Annotated in this window: 17 protein-coding genes and 1 pseudogene; 8 read left to right on the plus strand and 10 right to left on the minus strand. The window is 40.0% G+C overall.

Going from position 1 to position 18,729, the window contains the following annotated elements; all coding sequences use genetic code 11:
* Positions 1 to 15 precede the first annotated feature (15 nt).
* The 4 genes from BQ5341_RS00770 to BQ5341_RS00785 all read right to left on the minus strand — a co-directional run bounded on the left by BQ5341_RS00770 (position 16) and on the right by BQ5341_RS00785 (position 5,366).
* Positions 16 to 1,038 (minus strand): LLM class flavin-dependent oxidoreductase, encoded by a 1,023-nt coding sequence (locus BQ5341_RS00770; protein WP_071130168.1) that lies wholly within the window; start codon positions 1,036 to 1,038, stop codon positions 16 to 18.
* Between the two features lie 228 nt (positions 1,039 to 1,266).
* The gene (locus BQ5341_RS00775) at positions 1,267 to 1,899 is read right to left on the minus strand and encodes an NAD(P)H-binding protein (protein ID WP_071130169.1); all 633 of its coding nucleotides are present in this window, start codon (positions 1,897 to 1,899) and stop codon (positions 1,267 to 1,269) included.
* Positions 1,900 to 2,138: 239 nt separating this feature from the next.
* Positions 2,139 to 2,591, minus strand: coding sequence for a MarR family winged helix-turn-helix transcriptional regulator (locus BQ5341_RS00780; RefSeq protein WP_071130170.1), 453 nt, complete (start codon positions 2,589 to 2,591; stop codon positions 2,139 to 2,141).
* 42 nt (positions 2,592 to 2,633) lie between these two features.
* Positions 2,634 to 5,366: a YhgE/Pip domain-containing protein gene (locus BQ5341_RS00785; RefSeq protein ID WP_071130171.1), complete on the minus strand. Its 2,733-nt coding sequence runs from the start codon at positions 5,364 to 5,366 to the stop codon at positions 2,634 to 2,636.
* A 430-nt stretch (positions 5,367 to 5,796) separates the two neighbouring features.
* Here BQ5341_RS00785 and BQ5341_RS00795 point away from each other — a divergent pair.
* From BQ5341_RS00795 to BQ5341_RS00820, 7 genes are all read left to right on the plus strand, one after another.
* Positions 5,797 to 6,968 (plus strand): IS3 family transposase gene (locus BQ5341_RS00795; RefSeq protein WP_106396147.1). Its coding sequence is split into 2 segments (ribosomal slippage): positions 5,797 to 6,073 and positions 6,073 to 6,968, totalling 1,173 coding nucleotides; the frame shifts between segments, so codons are not numbered across the junction.
* A 237-nt stretch (positions 6,969 to 7,205) separates the two neighbouring features.
* Positions 7,206 to 7,559 carry a hypothetical protein gene (locus tag BQ5341_RS00800; protein WP_071130173.1) on the plus strand — a complete coding sequence of 118 codons (354 nt, stop codon included), beginning with the start codon at positions 7,206 to 7,208 and terminating at the stop codon, positions 7,557 to 7,559.
* A 94-nt stretch (positions 7,560 to 7,653) separates the two neighbouring features.
* Complete coding sequence (locus BQ5341_RS00805; protein WP_071130174.1) at positions 7,654 to 8,055, plus strand: hypothetical protein; 402 nt, start codon at positions 7,654 to 7,656, stop codon at positions 8,053 to 8,055.
* Between the two features lie 365 nt (positions 8,056 to 8,420).
* Entirely contained in the window at positions 8,421 to 8,990 is a 570-nt protein-coding gene (locus BQ5341_RS00810) for a TetR/AcrR family transcriptional regulator (RefSeq protein ID WP_071130175.1), read from the plus strand.
* A gap of 147 nt (positions 8,991 to 9,137) precedes the next feature.
* Positions 9,138 to 9,266, plus strand: coding sequence for a hypothetical protein (locus BQ5341_RS10710; protein ID WP_268873188.1), 129 nt, complete (start codon positions 9,138 to 9,140; stop codon positions 9,264 to 9,266).
* 3 nt (positions 9,267 to 9,269) lie between these two features.
* The gene (locus BQ5341_RS00815; RefSeq protein ID WP_071130176.1) at positions 9,270 to 10,274 is read left to right on the plus strand and encodes an NADP-dependent oxidoreductase; all 1,005 of its coding nucleotides are present in this window, start codon (positions 9,270 to 9,272) and stop codon (positions 10,272 to 10,274) included.
* Positions 10,267 to 11,133 (plus strand): alpha/beta fold hydrolase, encoded by an 867-nt coding sequence (locus tag BQ5341_RS00820; RefSeq protein WP_235836350.1) that lies wholly within the window; start codon positions 10,267 to 10,269, stop codon positions 11,131 to 11,133. Before BQ5341_RS00815 ends, BQ5341_RS00820 begins: the two co-directional genes overlap by 8 nt.
* 575 nt (positions 11,134 to 11,708) lie before the next feature.
* On the opposite strand, the gene BQ5341_RS00825 is transcribed toward BQ5341_RS00820, so the two are convergent.
* From BQ5341_RS00825 to BQ5341_RS00840, 4 genes are all read right to left on the minus strand, one after another.
* Positions 11,709 to 12,983 (minus strand): tyrosine-type recombinase/integrase, encoded by a 1,275-nt coding sequence (locus BQ5341_RS00825; protein WP_071130177.1) that lies wholly within the window; start codon positions 12,981 to 12,983, stop codon positions 11,709 to 11,711.
* Positions 12,976 to 13,182, minus strand: coding sequence for a DUF3173 domain-containing protein (locus BQ5341_RS00830; RefSeq protein ID WP_003575700.1), 207 nt, complete (start codon positions 13,180 to 13,182; stop codon positions 12,976 to 12,978). Before BQ5341_RS00830 ends, BQ5341_RS00825 begins: the two co-directional genes overlap by 8 nt.
* 77 nt (positions 13,183 to 13,259) lie before the next feature.
* The gene (locus tag BQ5341_RS00835; protein WP_071130178.1) at positions 13,260 to 14,540 is read right to left on the minus strand and encodes a replication initiation factor domain-containing protein; all 1,281 of its coding nucleotides are present in this window, start codon (positions 14,538 to 14,540) and stop codon (positions 13,260 to 13,262) included.
* Positions 14,541 to 15,253: 713 nt separating this feature from the next.
* A protein-coding gene (locus BQ5341_RS00840) for an IS3 family transposase (protein ID WP_106396148.1) occupies positions 15,254 to 16,335 on the minus strand; the annotation gives its coding sequence in 2 pieces (ribosomal slippage) (positions 15,254 to 16,107 and positions 16,107 to 16,335; 1,083 coding nt in all).
* Positions 16,336 to 16,399: 64 nt separating this feature from the next.
* Here BQ5341_RS00840 and BQ5341_RS00850 point away from each other — a divergent pair.
* A pseudogene (locus tag BQ5341_RS00850) lies at positions 16,400 to 16,714 on the plus strand (IS982 family transposase); the annotation flags it as partial.
* A 155-nt stretch (positions 16,715 to 16,869) separates the two neighbouring features.
* Here BQ5341_RS00850 and BQ5341_RS00855 read toward each other — a convergent pair.
* Complete coding sequence (locus tag BQ5341_RS00855) at positions 16,870 to 17,586, minus strand: ABC transporter ATP-binding protein (protein WP_048603271.1); 717 nt, start codon at positions 17,584 to 17,586, stop codon at positions 16,870 to 16,872.
* A gap of 10 nt (positions 17,587 to 17,596) precedes the next feature.
* Positions 17,597 to 18,667 (minus strand): ABC transporter permease, encoded by a 1,071-nt coding sequence (locus BQ5341_RS00860; RefSeq protein ID WP_048603272.1) that lies wholly within the window; start codon positions 18,665 to 18,667, stop codon positions 17,597 to 17,599.
* Between the last annotated feature and the right edge of the window lie 62 nt (positions 18,668 to 18,729).

Raw genomic sequence — 18,729 nt, forward strand, 5'->3', positions numbered from 1 at the left:
TAAATTGTTAAATCATTATCTCCAGCCTAGGCCAGGTGCCACATCTTTGATCATTGTTTCTAAAATGTGCATATTGTACTCGACGCCCAAGGTATTAGGAATCGTAATGAGTACTGTATCAGCTTCTTTGATAGCTTCATCTTCAGCTAGTTCTTTAATCAATTTGTCTGGTTCGCCGGCAAAAGTTTTACCAAAGACGGTGGGATTCCGGTGATAAGCCAGATAACCAACTGAATCTTGTTGCGGCTGACCATCGCGGCCAAATAACCGACGATCCAAATCCGTGGTGATTGGTTGAATGGAGCGCGTAACTAAAGTTCTTGGCTCAAAGTCGTGACCGGCTTTTTTCCAAGCTTCTTTATAAGCGCGCAATTGATTCGCTTGTTGAATGTGGAAAGGTTCGTTGGATTCGTAGTTCACCAAAGTCGATGATTGAAAATTCATTCCTTGTTCAGCCGCCCAAACAGCCGTTTGTTTTGAGCCTGCTCCCCACCAAATACGTTGGCGCAAACCTTCTGAGTAAGGTTCGATCCGCAATAAATCTGAACCTTGTGGAAATAAAGGTTGTGGATTAGGTTTAGCAAAAGGTTTTCCATCCAGCAATTTCAAAAATTCAAGCGTTCGTTGACGAGCCACTTCTTTCATTTCTTCTTCGCTATAATCGTAACCAAAATGTTGCCAACCGTCCAAGGCTTGTTCAGGAGAACCACGGCCCACGCCTAATTCCACCCGTCCTTGAGTAATAATATCTGCCAGACCAGCATTTTCAGCCATCATATAAGGATTCTCGTAACGCATATCGACTAGTCCAGTGCCGATTTCAATTTTACTTGTTTTCGCACCGATAGCCGCAAGCAGTGGGAAAGGCGAACCGATTTGAGCTGCAAAATGATGAACCCGGAAATAAGCTCCGTCAATCCCAATTTTTTCTGCTTCAACTGCTAGTTCAATTGATTGCAAATACGCATCACTAGCCGTTTTAACAAGTGATCCTTGATCCATCCAGTGACCAAAACTTAAAAAACCAATTTTTTTCATGATTAATAACCTACTTTGATTTCTACTTAGTCAGCAAAAAATTACTAACTTTTTGTAACAATTTGATTTTACTACTAACTATTTCAAAAGACGAATAATTGTTCTCGGCTTAATTATTTTCCTCTTAAAAAAAATTTCTCCGCCAAATCAGATGAAATGGCGGAGAAAAAAAGTGAATGGCGGTGAAAGAATTCAGCCAGATATTTAATTATTTATTTGACTCAAAAATTAAACTTTAGCTAAGGCATCATTGATGGGCGTATCACCACTGCGCATCATGATTACTTTTTTGCTAGTGTTGGGGTGATCAATAATTGACGCTAGTGTTTTGGCGACATCGGCAATCGGATTTGTTGCCACACTGCCGTCGCCGATTTGGATTTTTCCGGTTGCTTTATCAGTAGTTAAGCTAATAGGTTGTAAAATGGTGTAATTCAAAGAAGAGTTGGTAGTCAAATAATTATCGGCAAAAAATTTGGCGATATTGTAATCCATTAATTCATTCAACCCTTCACGATACCATTCTTCCGGCTGCAAAGAAAAGATTGAGCTGAGCATAATATAACGCTGCACACCGTTTTTTTCAGCAGCTTGCATTGTTTTTACAGCTCCAAAGGCATCCGTTTGCAATAAATCATTTCCTCTAGAACCAGCTACAAAATAAATAACATCTACCGAGCCGATAACAGCGGCAATTTTTTCTACAGATTCATGGAGATTAAGTTTTACGGCAGTAATTCCTTCCGCGGTAATTTTTTCTGGGTGACGTGAACCGGCGATTACTTCATGACCTTTTTCTTTCAAGTCAGCGATTAAATCTGTGGCCACTCGTCCAGAACCACCTACTACAAAAATTTTCATAAGATTACCTCCAGTTTTTTTTAACCATTTCCTTTACTATATCTCAAATAAATAAATTTGTAAGATTTAAGCGTTCAAGAGGTAGTAATCTTGTATATCCTTACGTAAAAAAAGAAATCTTTTTTCGTTGAAATCCGGAGATAAATTCAGCACTAAAATAAAAAAACATTCAAGACAAAGAATTAACTTTATCTTGAATGTTTTAATTAGTTTTATCTTAATAAATTGCACTTCTTTGACTAAGTCTTATCTTTTCCAATAATTTCCAAACTCACGCGGCGCATTAGACGTAAAAGTTCTTTCGTATCATCTTCACCAAACAAGTCTACCCAGCCATAAAAACGTTGCGTCATAGCTTTTTCGATTGTTTCAGCGACTTTCTGACCTTTTGGTGTGAGTTTTAAATATTGGCGTCGACGATCGACTTCATCACGTTCTTGTTTAATATAATCGTTGTCTAACATCACGCGAATTTGCCGGGAGATGGCAGCCTTAGTCACTCCGCGCTTTGTGGCAACATCGGACATCGCCACTTGTTTTCCATCGGCGACATCTCGCATAATTAAAAACTGCTCAAAGGATAAATTAAATTCCTTCGTCGGTTCCGAAACTAAATCGCTAATATATTTAAAACCTGACATGTACACATCAATATAATCTTCTAATAAAGCTCCCTGGTTGTCATTTTTCATGAATTGCTCGCTTTCTTTTTCCTTTATATTGAGCGTACCATATTATTCAGGATTTAGCGCGGTTATTTTACGTTTTAAAATAAATGGCAAGCTGAAGAGGGCCACGAAAACTAGAAGAATGATCGTATTGATAAATGGACTTGTTGCTAATCCATTTAACGCATAGCTCAGGCCGTTGAGTAAATAAGTTCCTGGTAAAAATTTGCCGATTGTTTGATACAAGCCAGACAACATAGCGTTTGGTAAAAGTCCGCCAGAAACAATCAATTGAACAAATAATAATCCTAAGCTGCCTAAGACGCCCAATGTTCCCCACCAGCGATCAAAGGCAAAGACGATTAAAGTAAATAATGAACCACCTAAAACTAACAATAATAATAAAGTGATCGGATGAGTTACTACCACACCCATCCACATTGTAACAAGTAAAATGCCAACAGCTTGTAAAACAATTGCCGTAGCTAATAGCGCAATTTTTTGCAATCTTGGTTGTGCTTGGAATCGGCGGCTGTAACGATTAAAACCAAGTTCAGTTAAGACCGCGCCGATAAAGAGAACCATCATCAGAACTAAGGGGGAGAGAACGGATAATAGTGGTTTGGATAAATTATCTACTTGTGTTTGATTAGTAACCGGCGTTACAAAATGTTCAACATTTGCCGCAGTAAAATTTAAATTGCTAACTTGTTTGCTACCGTCAGCTAATTTTTCATTAAGTGTCGCCATTCCTTCATCTTCTAAAATAATACCAGCACTTAATTGATCCGCGCCGTCATTTAATTGCGTTACGCCATCAATCAACGTTGGCACTTGCGCGTCAAGTTCACCGAGGCCAGCTGCTAATGCTTGCGAACCTGCAGCAAGTTGATCGCTATTGGCTACTAGTTGATGGCTGCCTGTAGCAAGTTGATTCACACCAGAAGTCAATGTTGGCACTTGACCATTTAATTGACTTAAACCATTTGCTAAATCAGAAGCGCCTGAATTTAATTGATTATTATTAGCCACTAATTGATTGCTGCCGTCAGCTGCTTGTTGAACGCCAGCTGTATATGCTTGAATGGAAGGAAGCAAGCCGCCTGATCCATTTAATCCAGCACTGACTTGTGCTAAACCATCGTGAATGGTATTGCTAGCTTGAATGGCACCCATCGTTTCAGCAGTATCGCCTTGTTGTTTCAAACCAGCGCTGACTTGTGCTAAACCAGCTTGAAGAGTGGCGATTGCTTGTTTAGATCCAGCAACAACAGTTGGTGTACCTTCTGATAATTTAGCAACAGCTGCTTTTAAAGTTTCCAATTGATGTTGAACATCTTCCATTGGTTCTTTCGTTTGTGCTAAGGCAGTTGCTGTGTTGGTTAAATCAGCACCAACATTTGTCGCATCGGCACCGGCATTGGTTAACGCCGTTTTGCCGTCATTCATGCTAGTTGTAAGTGATCCTTTTAATTGTGCTAATTTAATCGCAGCAGAAGGATCAGCTTTCAAAATGGCCATCGCTATTTCCGGATCAGCTAAAATTTCAGCCACTTCAGTAGCAGCATCGCCAGCAGCCGTAAAATTACTTCCCGCAGCTGTTAAATCAGTTTTCAAAGATTCCATATTGCCAGAAACATTAATTAATGATGTTTGCATGCTAGTAAGAGCTCCACCAACTGTCACTAAATCATTTACCAATTGCTGGCTTCCTTCACCGTTGACACTATAATTTAAATCGATGACTCCTTGATTCAAAGCATCAAGACCGGCAAGGAGTTCTTCAATTTGTGCTTGACCTTCTGCCGATTGTTGATCGATATTATTGGCTGCCTCACTTAAAGCGGCAGTTAATTGTTGACTACCGGCAGTCAATTGACCAATGGCATCATTAATTTGTTGTGTGCCACTATTTAAAGCTGCATTATTTCCAGCTAAAGTTGCAAGACCGGAATTAATTTGACTAGCGCCAGTCGTATATGAGGCGATGCCAGAATTTAATTGGCTGCCACCATCATTTAATTGAGTGACACCAGTTGCTAACGGCCCGCTGGCGGCTTGCAATTTATCAAGTCCGTCATTGATTTGACTAGCGCCGTCAGTGTAAGATGCTACGCCAGTATTTAAATCTGAACCGCCAGTAGCTAATTGATCAACGCCAGTAACTAGAGGTTGAGATTTATCTAATAATTCATGGAGCCCGCTAGTTAATTGTTGGCTACCAGAATTTAATTGTTCCGTACCAGCTTTTAATTGCTCCGTGCCGTCAGCGGCTTGACTGATGCCAGTGCCGAGCTCGGTTAATGCTGCAAAAACATTTTCGTTGTAAGCTGTTTGAACACTAGCGATTACTTCAGCTCGTAATTTTTCTGCCACTTGTTCAGTGATCATATGAGAAGCAAAGTTATTGTGATCAGACATTTCGATATCGATTTGACTAGCGGCAGGTGATTCGTCCAGCGCAGTCGTTGCATTTGTAGAAAAATTTTCTGGTAAGGTCACTTTCATCAGAAAAGTACCATTTTTAATGCCAGCATTGGCTTCTGATTCGGAAACAAAACGCCAGGCGACTTGGTCATTTTCAGATAATTTTTCCTCAACGCCGGTTCCGAGATCAACCATTTCTCCTTGAAATTCAGCGGGCTCGTCTTCATTGACCACCGCCACATTGATATTACTTGTGCTCACTTCTTGTTCATAAGTCACGAAATCCATCGCCACATACAATAAGAGCAGAGGAACTACAACAATTAAGCCTAACAAAAGTAAAAGCTTCGAACGTTTCTTTCCAGTATTCATAAAGTTACTACCACCTTTTTTCTCAATAGTTTAGTTCACGATATAAATAGTATATGCCGTGAACTTTATGAGTATCGCACATGGAAAATGAATCTGTCAAATTAATATTTAATTAAAAAAGAAAGAAGAAATGTATTTTTATAAATTGTATAAAAAGAAGAAAGCATCTTCTTTCTTGTGGTTATCATGTTTTTTTGCGGTTAATCTCGTTAACGAATATTAAAATATGGATTTAAATAAACGAAAATGAAAGAATTATTTTTTTGATTTTTTGTGTAGAAATTAGTAAAACGACCGCTAAAAATTTAGAAAAAAAAGCTTTAACGAAAAGTTTGCTAATCCGTTAAGCTATCGAATGAATCGGCTACACTAGACTAGACAAAAAAAATAAGGTGTGTAGAATAGAAAAAAACACACTGGAGGAATTTTTATGTCAAGACGTCCACGAAGAACTTATTCAAAAGAATTTAAACAACAGGTAGTCGATCTATATCTAGCCGGAAAATCACGGGTAGAAATTATTCGTGAGTATGAATTAACCGCTTCTTCTTTTGATAAATGGATTAAACAAGCAGAAACCTCTGGTTCTTTCAAAGAGAAAGATAACTTGACCCCAGAACAAAAAGAAATGATCGCTTTGCGCAAGCGAAACCAACAGCTAGAAATGGAAAATGATATTTTAAAGCAAGCAGCGCTGATATTCGGACGAAAAGACAAGTAATTGATGCCAATAAGCACAAATACTCGATATCAGCGATGTGTAAAGTCTTAGGGATTTCCCGTCAAACGTATTATTACCATCCAAAACTCGTAAAAAATGAAGCTGAATTGGAAGAAGCTATCACAGAAGAATTTGTTCGTAATCGCAAGGCTTACGGCACAAGAAAATTAAAACAAATCTTAGCGAATCGCGACATCCAAGTGAGTCGTCGGAGAATCGGTCGCATCATGAAACAACGGGGATTGAAATCGAGCTATACTTTGGCTCATTTCAAAAACCATTCCTCTTCCTGTAATGAATCAAAAACAGATAATATTTTAGCTCGAGATTTTAGAAATAAAGAGCCTCTGGAAGCTATTGTCACTGATTTAACTTATGTACGTGTTGGGAAAAAATGGCATTATATTTGTTTGATTCTTGATTTGTTCAATCGAGAAATTATTGGGTATTCTTGTGGCAAAAGAAAAGATGCAAGCTTGGTCAAGCGGGCTTTTACTCGTATTTCTTATCCATTGACAGAAGTGCAGCTCTTCCACACCGATCGTGGAAAAGAATTTGACAATCAAACGATTGAAGAGATTATTGGAGCCTTTGGCATTACTCGCTCTCTGAGCAAAAAAGGTTGTCCTTATGATAATGCAGTAGCTGAATCTACATACAAGTCAGTGAAGGTAGAATTTGTTCATCAATTTCGGTTTGAGTCTTTGGAACAGTTAGAATTAGAATTATTTGACTACGTCAATTGGTGGAATCATTTACGATTGCATGGGACACTTGGTTACGAGACACCAATTGGATTTCGTTATCAGAGATTGGCGAAGCGAACCCTTGATAATGAGCGCGGATATGATACACCGAGTGAGGCGGCTTCATTCATTTGAGTGAGCTTCTGCCGTAGAGAATCATATCCGAGGAGGCTCATTGTCAAGGGCAATCGGAATAATAACACGAGACAAAAAATGACACCTTATAAATTTTGTCAAAAAAAGTGTTGCCATTTCACTTTTACTTTACGATGATGGAAAGCTAGAGGTAATAAGCACAGATTGGAAGAAAAAAGAATCATTGGAGAAGTTAGGTGTGCAAAGAGGAATACTTAAATAAAAGGAGCAAATATAATGAATGACGATGATATTGGATTTGCTAATAATGTATCAATCGGATTTTTGGATGTATCGACAATGGAGTTGACTAGAATTGACCATGTGGATGAGAATCACTTTATTTTCACAAGAATTCAATCCTCGTTTGATTGGTTTTACCAAGGAGACGTGATGATTATTCCTGATCCAGTACCAACACCCAGAAGAAACTGGAATAAAATCGCTTCTGTAAACGGTCAAGAAATTGAGTGCATGGGAGAGTTTATTGTGTTCTTTCATTTTGAAAACATTAAAGGAAAATTGAATTTTGCAACATCGCTTTCTTTACCAGAATTTAATCATATAAAGCAAGGCTTGGCCGAGGTGTAATTTCTCATCTGAATCATTCAAAGCGGATAATCGAATACATTGAAGTTTTTTATTGGAATATCGTGCAATTAGAAGAAGCAAAGGAGGAATAATAATGAGGGCAAATCAAGTGAGCATTAAGCTGGAAAGATTTTTTGACAAAGAAAAATTGGGTGTTGAAGACTTGGAGATTAATGTTTATGCTGATGCAAATAATGTGTATGAGGCATTGACGGCTGCGTACTTTGAGGTGTTACAAGAGCTGCAAAATGAAGGAGATATTCATCTTCCTAAATTTGGTCGTAGAGAGCATTATCCTACGAATAACTTTATTTTCAAAAGAAATTTTTCGGATTTCTTGGAGCAAAGTGAATATGAAGATAAATGGAGAGATTTTAAAAAAGTATCTCCGACACTAGAGGAACAATTCCTAGAGAAAATGAATTTGAAGGACAAATATAATATATATGTAGATAAAAAACGGAACGACTACTTGAAAGAAAAAAACGAAAACTAACTTAGTATTTGAAAATTTGGAAACTAGATTTATTAGCTATATATTTTCCTTTTTTGGATAAAAAAATAAAAGCCTAGAAGCGCTGAATTATCAGCGGTATCTAGGCTTTTGTTTTGGACTATTCCCACTCCAATATTACGGGTATACCAGAAATGCTGTCGAATCAGTGATTCTAGCACTTTTTTAATTCTTAGCGGGAAACAAGATTGATTTAGTGAGCAACTAATAATATTGGGGATTTACAATAGCACACTTTATTAAAATCAGGAGCAAGTAAATTGACAAAATAAATTTTTCTGGTATTTTTAGAATGAACGTTCTAGAAAATAAAACACAGTATTTTCGTAAGGAAAGGAGCTTTGATTTTGGGAAGAAGTAAAGAATTTGAAGAAGAAGTCGTTTTGGAGAAAGCCATGCATGTCTTTTGGCAACAAGGCTATAATAATACATCCATGCAAGAGCTTGTCGATGCAATGGGAATTCATAGACGAAGTATTTACGATACTTTTGGGGACAAACACAACTTATTCCTCTTAACTTTGGATCTATACGAAACCACACTTGAAAAAGCAATCATGGAAAATCTATCTGAAAAAATGACTATACATGAACAATTAAAAATAATTTTTTCGATTTCAATTAGTGAAAAAAGTCATGCGGGATGCTTCCTTGTGAATTCTGCTACTGAATTAGCGAACGTGGATCCTCTGATAGAGGAGAAAATTCAAAAATATTTTGACCACGAAGAACATCAACTGTTCAATATCCTTTTATTTGCCCAAGAAAAGAATGAACTATCTGCCGCTACGGATATCGAAATACTGGCTAGCTATCTTCATAATGCTTCAGTTGGTATTCGTGTTTTATCAAAAACAACAAGAAACATCAAAAAATTAAATCGGATTATTGAGCAAACATTATCCTTTGTACAATAAAGGGGCAGACAATCATGAAATACACGGTTATTACGGTGCAAGTTCAGGAGTTGGCTATGGAATAGCATTAGACTTTATAGAAAAAAGGAAGAATTTAATTTTACTCGCTCGTCGGAAAAATCGATTAGGTGAAGATTTTAGAAAAGAATGCCACGGTATCCAGAAACGCTTTATGTAAATCCAGGGGAAGATATATCGACTATCCAACAATCGATTAAAAATTTGGAAACCGTCAATGCAGAATCATGGGTGGTTTCTTTAAAAGGAGAGAAATGAACAATGAAAGCAGCGCAAATAAAACGTTATTCAAAAGAGATAAATGTGGAAGTTACAGATATTCCCACGCCAAAAATTTCGAAAAATGAGGTGCTTGTGAAAGTCAAAGTGGCAGCCGTTAATCCCTTAGAAATTTTGAATATCACAGGAAGTGTGAAACTCATCCAGGACTATGAAAAACCTTTTACTCTTGGAAATGAATTGACGGGAATTATCGAAGAAGTCGGCAGTGAGGTAACGAATTTTAAGAAAGGTGACGAGGTTTATACCAGATTGCCGATTAATAAGATAGGTGCTTTTGCTGAGTATGTGGCCGTGGATCAAGGCGCAATTGGGTACTTACCTAAAAATCTGGATTTTGTGACAGGTGCCGGTGTTCCGTTGACCGGGTTAACCGCTTACCAAGCCCTAACAGAAATTTTACAAGCTAAGCCTGGACAATCTGTCTTTATTCCTGGTGGATCAGGCAGTTTTGGCCAAATTGCTGTGCCAATTGCACAACATCTTGGCTTGCGTGTAATTGTCTCTGGAAATGCCGGTGCCAAGGAGCGGATTATCCAAGCGGGAGCCGATCAATACTTAGATTATCGTAAAGAAAATTATTGGGAAGTTTTAAATAAAGTTGATTTTGTCATTGATACGTTGGGAGCAAAAGAAATTGATCGAGAACTTTCCATCATCAAACCGGGTGGCAAATTAATTAGCCTAATTGCCGGTCCTAATAAGCAATTTGCTATTAAGCAAAATTTACCAAAATGGAAACAAGGGTTGTTTGCTGTTGCTGGGGCTAAATTAGATAAAAAAGCTAAACAGCATGATGTGACCTATCACTTTATTTTTGTCCAAGCAAACGGACAACAACTACAAAAAATTACCGAAATTGTCGAAAAGGAGAACATTGTTCCAGCAATTGATCCTCATGAATTTACTCTAGATGAAGTTAATGAAGCGCTTCTACTGGTAAGAGATGGGCATCCCAATGGTAAGGTAGTGATTAAATTTGACTAAAAAAGAAAGTGAAAAAAATGATGCTCTGGAACAGGATTATTTGACAATCCCCAATCTTTTTTTGGAAACAAATAAGCATGTATTTGCTTATCGAGAAATGGGTGAGAAAGTAGGTATTCCGCTAGTAATGCTCCACCATTTATCCGCAACTTTGGATAATTGGGATTATCGAGTATTAAACCAATTAGCCAAAAATCACTGGGTCATTGTTTTTGATAATGTTGGAGTAGGACTGTCCACTGGCAACGTGCCCAGAACCATTGCTGAAATGGTGGATGATGCCTTGGAATTTATCCATGCTCTAGATGTTAATCAAATCGACCTTCTTGGCCTTTCTATGGGAGGGATGATTGCTCAAGAGCTAGTTGTAAAAGAACCTCAACTTGTTCGGAAATTGATTTTAGTGGGGACTGGTCCGAGAGGTGGACAAGGCATATCTGATGTAACAAGGATAACGAATAAAGACCTTGTACGTTCGATTTTTACTAGGAAAGACATAAAAAATTATTTGTTTTTTACTTCAACAGCAAATGGGAAACAAAAAGCCCAAGAATTCTTGAGTCGAATCCATGAAAGAATCGCTGTAAAAGATAAAAATATCCGACTTTCTAGTTACAATAATCAGTTGAAAGCAATCAACCGCTGGGGAAAAGATTCTCATTTGGAGTTATCAAGTGTCACCCAACCGACATTGGTAGTGAATGGTGATCACGATCGAATGGTCCCAACGATTAATTCTTATCAGTTAGCCAAGGAAATTCCTAATACGAAAATCAAAATATATGAAGACGCTGGGCATGGTTCATTGTTTCAATATCCAGATGAATTTACGCAATTAGTAACGTTCTTTTTAAAATAAAATAATGCGAAGAATCAAGATACAACTACTTTAAAACAAATGAAAAGTTATTCTTAGGCGTAGTGAATTTTTAGAGAAGCTGTCCTTGGAAATATTAATACTATACAAGTTTACGTAGATACTTCTAGCGGGAATGGCATTCTATCGGTGGCTGAGAAAAATCCTCTTTTGAAAACGACTAGGGACAATGCTTTTTTCTGAAGCTCAGATAGAGCTTGATATACCTGATTAATATCCACAATTGGCGAAAATCCTATTTTATTCTCATTAATCAATATTCGATTGGTTGTGGGAATATTTTTTTGTAAAGAATAATTATTTCTGTGGCGGAAACTGGTCATTCTTTTTGCTAATTTTTCTATAGAGGATCCCGTCAAATTAAGCCTAAATCAAAAATCCCGTCAGATTTCTCTAGCGGGATTTTGGCGGGGAACCTAATAAAAACAGGCTCTTTTTATCCATTCTACATTGAGCTAACTACCGTTAAATCAACATTTTGCAACCAAGTTAGGTTACTGCTTTATTCCCACTCGAGGGTATCTTCAGCAGCGCTAACCTGCGTCACTACTGGTTTTCTATGCTTCAACTGCCGTTTTGGCGGGGAGTTTGGCGGGGCTTAATTGATCGTACTTCACCGCCTGATTCCCCACGAATCGCACCTGATTCTGACCCGCCGTCTTGATCGTGATGTTGCCTGCGATCTGTTCGGCGATGTCCGCATCAAGCCCGCCCCACAAGTGTGAGTAGTGCTTCAGAGTAATCTCAGGAGACGAATGCCCTAAGCGCTTGGACAACACCAGCACCGAGACGTTGAACTCATTGATGAGATACGACGCGTGACTGTGGCGCAGCCCTTTGCCTTCGACTGGGTGCACCTGCGCCAACTTGGCGTAGCGGTGAATAATCCGTGAGATCGTGGACTTGGTCATCGGCAGGCCGTCGTAGGTCATGATGAAATCATCAATCCCACCCAGCCCGAAACTCGTCTGTACCTCCCGCCAGCGCCGTAGAATTGCCACGGTGTCATCGTCGAGCGTCAAGATGCGCTTGCCGCTGTCTGTCTTCGTGTAGTCGTGGCGTTCCCAGTCGTGCCGGTTCTTCATCACCAGCATGTGATCAACGTGTAGCTGCTTCTTGGCGAGATCAACATCTCGCCACCGCAGCGCCGTGCCTTCGTTGACTCGCACGCCAGTCAGGAAGTACAGCCACAACATCACGAAGTTCAGGTGTCCATAGATATCATCAATGCAGATTTGCGCAATGACTTGTTCAAACTCAGCTTTCGTCCAAAATGGCACGCTGCTTTTGGCCTTAGGAATCGCCTTGACTTGCTTCGACACATTGCTGGACAGATACTGCATTTGTACCGCATGGTCGAGGGACTTGCGGAAACAGCCGAACACCAATCCAGCATAACCTTGCGAGTAGCCGGCACCGCCGTCTTTCTCATCCGTAAGCAGCCACGTGCGGAAGTTCTGCACATCGGTGATATCGATATCACGCAACAGTTGGTCGCCAAACCGCGCGATGCAGATGTCAAAGCTACGATTACGGACAGCGAAGGTGCTTTCCTCCACGTCGGTTTTGTAGGCTGGGATATACGCGTCCTTCATGAACTGGCGATAGGTCATACGGAAGTTCGTAAACCCATGCGCCTCATGATATTCACGCTTCACCCGCGTCAGCTCCTTGTTCGCGGCAAACGCGGTATTGAATGGCATTCCTTGACTGTCCTTCCGCCCTTTTTTGCGGACGCGCTTGCCACTCATCTTGTCGGTGCCTAACTCGGTTTCATAGTAGAAATTTCCTTTGGCGTCTATGAATACGCCTGGATATTTGGTTTTACTCATTCTCAACAGCCCCATTCATCGGTGATCCGAGAATGGACTCAACGACAGAGCGCGGCACGCGCCCTAAGTTTCGGTTGAGATACAAGGGATAACCCTTTTGTACCATCCTTTGCTTCGCTTGTCTAATGATATCGCGCGCAGTGTGCTGCTTAAAGCCTAATGCCATCAGATCTTGATAGCAGACAAAACTTTTATCCAATTACGTCACTTCCTTCTCATTGATTGAAGTGAGATAATCAAACCAGATAGGACCCAAATCTTATCTGTGAAGGGTGGCTACTTGCTTTGGTCGGCGTAGTCGCTCTTTTTTGATGTCTCACTCGGTTCTGAATCCGTCAAAACGCCATTACGGTGGTGCTGATAGTGGTGAATCAAGTCCCAGTGGCGTTGCGTCAGCTTGCCGCCGTCAATGATTGCCTTCAACTCGTCTGTACCATTGTACTGATCAATCAGCTGCAACATCTTCAGCGACGGCGCAACCTGCTTCTTCAACCAGTGGGTAATGTGCGCATAACTCAATGGTTCAGGATCAGTTGAGAGTCGCAGCTTGTCGCGATTATTGCCGATGAAAGCGTCCCAGCGCGGATCTGTCGCCCACTGACTCTTCGCTTTGTGGCTCGGCGTCAAGAAGCGCAGGTAACGATTGATAATTCCAAAAACCACTTTTTCTGGATCACGTTCCGCCAACAAATTCTTAATTGCAGCAGCAGCGCGTTTGCGACGTAGCCGGACTTCAAAGCGCGTGCGTATCGGCTGATCTTCAATCGCAATTTCTGGGTATTTCTGATGTTGCTCAAAAGCCTTGTCGTAAATACAGAAGTACACCTCACTTTGCGGTGACCCCAGATACAAAGTTCTGCCCGATGCCTCCCACTGCTTCGTACGATTATCTCGAAAGCCGTGGAAACGCGAGGTGAATTCATCGCGGTCACACTTCTCAATCAAGGTCGGCACATCGAGTAAACCATTACGATCATTGATGGCGAGGTCAACGCGGGTGAAGTGACCGTCAAGCGCAATGCACGTCTCCAAGAAGTCGTACCAGGTGCGATTCTGTTGACGCAAGTACGATTCAACATAGCGGCAGCCTTGACCTTTCAACTCAATCATCGTGCCGCTATCCTCACTAGGATCATACCCGTCTGCATTCACATCTTGATATGGTGACAGTAGTACGTCGATTTCACCGCATTTTAAGGTCGCCGCGTATCCATAACGCGCGCCTTCTTTAAGATTGAAATGATTGAGGTTGAGCTGGAACAACTCGGTTACCAGTTCTTCATAGTCGTGCGACTTGAAAGTAACGCCCAAGTAATCAATACAGACGTCAATATTGTTCTGACCAGTCAACGATCTCATTGCTAACGTCAGCCGCAACCGCGCTTGTTGGTTGATTGGCTTATTTCCCGTCAGCAACTGGTTCAAATGCGACCGACTGTAATTAGCCGCCTTCGCTAATTGACCTTGAGTAATCTTATGCGTGCGCATCTCATCATGAAACTGGTTTAGCCACTCGGTATTCGTCATCCCGCCGACTAAGTTCAAATCTTTCAGCATGTTAGCTCCTTTCGAAGCAGCCTGACAGCAAAGCCGCCTTTCTGCGTGCGCAGAGTGGCTTGCCACCGGCGCTTTCGTCCTACTTACGTGTATTTTGTCTCTAATATTTGCCCCCCTATTAGAGACCGGGGGCTTGTGGCGGCCGGCTAACGCTGACCGCCACCGCTCGCGCTAGCGGCTTTCGCGCTGCACGCCGCGCACGGCGGCGTACGTTGCAAGACCCTTCCGGAAGGTCTGTGAGAACTTTCGCTCTCAACATATACAGACGGTTTGTAGGACGCGTTTTGAAACTGAAAGTTGAACTGTAACGGGATCTTAATGTTCATTACCGAATTACGTGACTACTGCCCCGAAGCCATGCTATGAAAATTCACTCGCTAACAATATCAGCTGCATGGTGCAAAATGACGAGCCATTTTACACGATTTCCGCTGAAACAATACACATGTAACAAAAAAGGCCTGTACACCATGGCAACTAGAGTCATGGTACAGACACAAAGATAATGGTTTACAGTGAGCAAATGGTTCATATTGCGGGTTGTTATGTCAATATTTCGGACAAATAAATGCGAATAGTCAGTGGTACAACTAACTATCTTTAGAGAATCATTGGTGCTACGTTGAAAATGGTGAACTGACAGATTTAGGGGTATGCCAAAAAAGCCGAAAAAAGATTATTTTTTCTCAGCCCTACTTATAAAGACTTAGTCGCTACGCGACTGACGAAATACGGTCCTGATTGTACCAGCGTATATAGCGATCAATACCAGCAATAGTTTCATGAACATTTTTAAAGGAGTGGTTATTCACATATTCGCGTTTTAAAAGTGAGTCAAAACTCTCGATCCGGGCATTATCTCCCGGACATCCTTGGCGGGAATAAGAATGTTTAATACCAGCTTTAGCCAGAGTGCTTTCAAATAAGGCACTGGTGTATTGACTTCCCATATCGCTATGAATGATGACTGGTTGATCTGAACGCTTTAAAATAGTTTTAATTGGTGCAGTAGCCAGTTCCTGGGTCATCTCAGATCCGATATTATAAGCGATCACCCGCCGGGTGGTCGGATTATAAACACTGGCTAAATAGAGCCATGAACGTTGAAGCGGAATGTAGGTAATATCGGTTACGAGTACCCTAGTCTGATCAGCTAAGTCTTTAATCAGATTGGGCCGTTGCGGATACTCAGTGTGGGTTTTCGGTTTACTGATCTTTCTGACCATCCGCGATCGTATCCCTAATTCTTTCATCAAGCGGTAGACCAGCCATTGACTGACTTTTAAACCAAGCATTTGGTAGAGCGCTACCGTTAATCTAGGATAACCATACATGGGATATTTTAACCAAAGTGATAATAACTGTTTTTTGATTAATTGATGTCGGCAGGCAGTTTTACTGGGTTGCCAATGACGATAACTGTAATAGGTGGAACGGGGAATCTTTAGCATTCTTAAAATATGAGTAATGCGGTGCTTTGCTTGCAAATTAGCTTGGACAATTTCTAAAACGACTGCTCGTCCTTTAGCTATTAGTTTTTTGCCAACAGCACCGCTGCTCGTTTTAAAATATCAAGTTCCTCCTTAAGTCGGCGGTTTTCCTTGATTAGGGCTCGTTCATGGTCCGAAAGGACCTGGGTATTATTGGGATCAGCTTGGTTAATCCATTTAGTAACAGTGGAGACACTAACGTTGTATTCCTTAGCTAAGGAATTAGAAGAGCGCCCTTTTTTGTGTAATGACACGATAGATGACTTAAATTCAGGTGAATATCGATTGGAAGATTTAATAGGCATAATAAAAGACTCCTTTGAAATAATTATAGCGAACAAGTTGTCCGTAATTACATCATAAGAGCCATTGGCGGATAAAGGCTACGTTAGTACAAAATTGAAGCAGGCTTGTCACGCCATCGGCGTAGATTTATGGACTCCTTCAAAGAAAAATCAGAAAGCAAATGATACTATCGACAACAGCTTATTAAGGAAATTTCGGAAGAAAGTAGAAACCGTTATTTCCAGTTTAAGTTTAATAGGTGTTCAAAACTTTAAAAATCGATCTCTGGCGGGGTTTGAAGCACGTTTAGAAGCAATTCTATTGACCTATAGCTTTATGCTGAAAAAGGCGCAGGTCAGCGTTTCTGGAACACTTAGATATTCACTTGGTCGTTTTTAAAATTAACTAGCACAACGGGTTTTACTATATACACAGAATCAACACACCGAATAGATGAGTGGTTAAATCAATAAAAAACTATCCACGACACTGATTTGCTTAATCCAACAATTCTAGTTTGGAAAGTTATCTGTCGTGCATAGTTTTTATTTTTTCTAATTTTCATTGTCTTCTTCACGGGCATATTTTTGCTTTATTTTTTCCGCATCTTTTTCAACCATCAGCCCATCTCTAATTTCAATAATCCGGTCACAGTACTGAACCAAGCGAATATCGTGTGTCACCATGATGATCGCTTTGTTTTTTTCCTTTGATTCTTTAGCCAAAATTTCTACAACTTCAAAAGCTCGTTCTGAGTCCAAGCTAGCGGTTGGTTCATCTGCCAAAATAATTGTAGGATCATTATATAACGCACGTGCAATCGCCACACGCTGACGTTCTCCGCCTGACAATTCCTCTGGATATTTTTTTACCAACTTAGAAACTCCTAGTTGATCAAATAATTTATCTTTCGATAAGTGCTGTTCCTTGCTACTAATTTTATCGACCAATTTCAGCTGATTTTCGACACTTAAAAACGGAATCAAATTTGAAGCTTGCAAGATAAAGCCAATTTTTTTAAACCTCAACTTGGCCCGCGTTTTTTCTTTTTCTTCACTAAAGTTTTCACCGTTGATTTTAACTTGACCCTCAGTAGGTGACTGTAGTCCCCCTGCAAGCGTAAGAAAGGTACTTTTTCCTGAACCAGAAGGGCCAATTATTGCGACAAATTCGCCTTTTTCAACTTTGAAATTTGTTGTTTTTAATGCTTCGATTGTTGTGTCGCCGTCTTTGAACTGTTTTTTAACATCAATGAATTCTATTGCGCTCACACTATCACTCCTAACCTATCGCCTTTAGAGGATCGATCTTTACAATCGTCCTAACTGAGAATAACGCACCTGAAACTGCGAACAATAGCATCAAAATACTAACACCTATCAAAAATAAGTAATTATTTTGATACGGAACCGCGGCTGGCAATAGAAAAGATGTCAAAATACTTGTTAAAGCACCTATTACAACACCCACAAAAGCCAATAAGAATGTTTGAACAATGACAGATTTAGCAATGTAGCCGCTCGAAATTCCTTGTGCCTTCATGACGCCAAATATTTTTTGCTTTTGCATGGTCAAGACATACACAAAAATACCAATAACAATTGCCGCAATAACAATAAGAAACCCAATCATAAAGCCAAAAGTAAGTACTTGTGCACTGTACCCTGGTAAATCATTGATGAAATTGCCCACTGAAATTTTTTCTAAATCATCAGGATATGCGGCAAGAGGTCCCCTAATCACAATGCCGTTGATTCGCGCATTCTCACTCGTATCCTCTTTTTCAAAGCGAATTTCTTGAAACGCGTTAATGCTCGTGTATAACACTGGTGAAACGCTAAATTTTGCATTTTCTGTAAAACCAACTACTGTGAGCTTTTTTTCATTCCCCGAAAGCGAAAGCTCATCACCTATTTTAATGCCGTATTGCTCCTTCACACTACTATCAGCAACCACTTCATCATTTGAAGCAAACATCTTTCCCTCAACTATTTTAGGTGCTAAGAAGCTGTCTGCCTCAATCCCAAAAAAACTAACGTCAATTTTTTCATTATCTTCTGAAGAATTGTCAACGATTACGCCAGGTGTTTGTGCAAGTAAGGCTTTATTTTTGGCATCTACATTGTCTAATTCCTTTCTGGCAATCATTGACATATTTAAATTTGAATTGGCTTCTTTACTCAATAAAATCGTATCTGCCTGCCATTTATCAATAGCTGTTCGATTGTCTTGTGCAAGTCCATAAGCAAGTCCTGTCAAGAAAAACACCAAATAGGCGATTAAGAACATTACGCCCATTACCAAGCTATATCTTAATTTAGCATGTTTTATTTCATTCCAAGCTAAAAACATATTGTCACCTCTACTAAAAAATGTTTATTTATATACGCATAATAACATAACCACAACCCGTT

This window comes from Enterococcus timonensis (genome assembly GCF_900104595.1).
Lineage (GTDB): Bacteria > Bacillota > Bacilli > Lactobacillales > Enterococcaceae > Enterococcus_J > Enterococcus_J timonensis.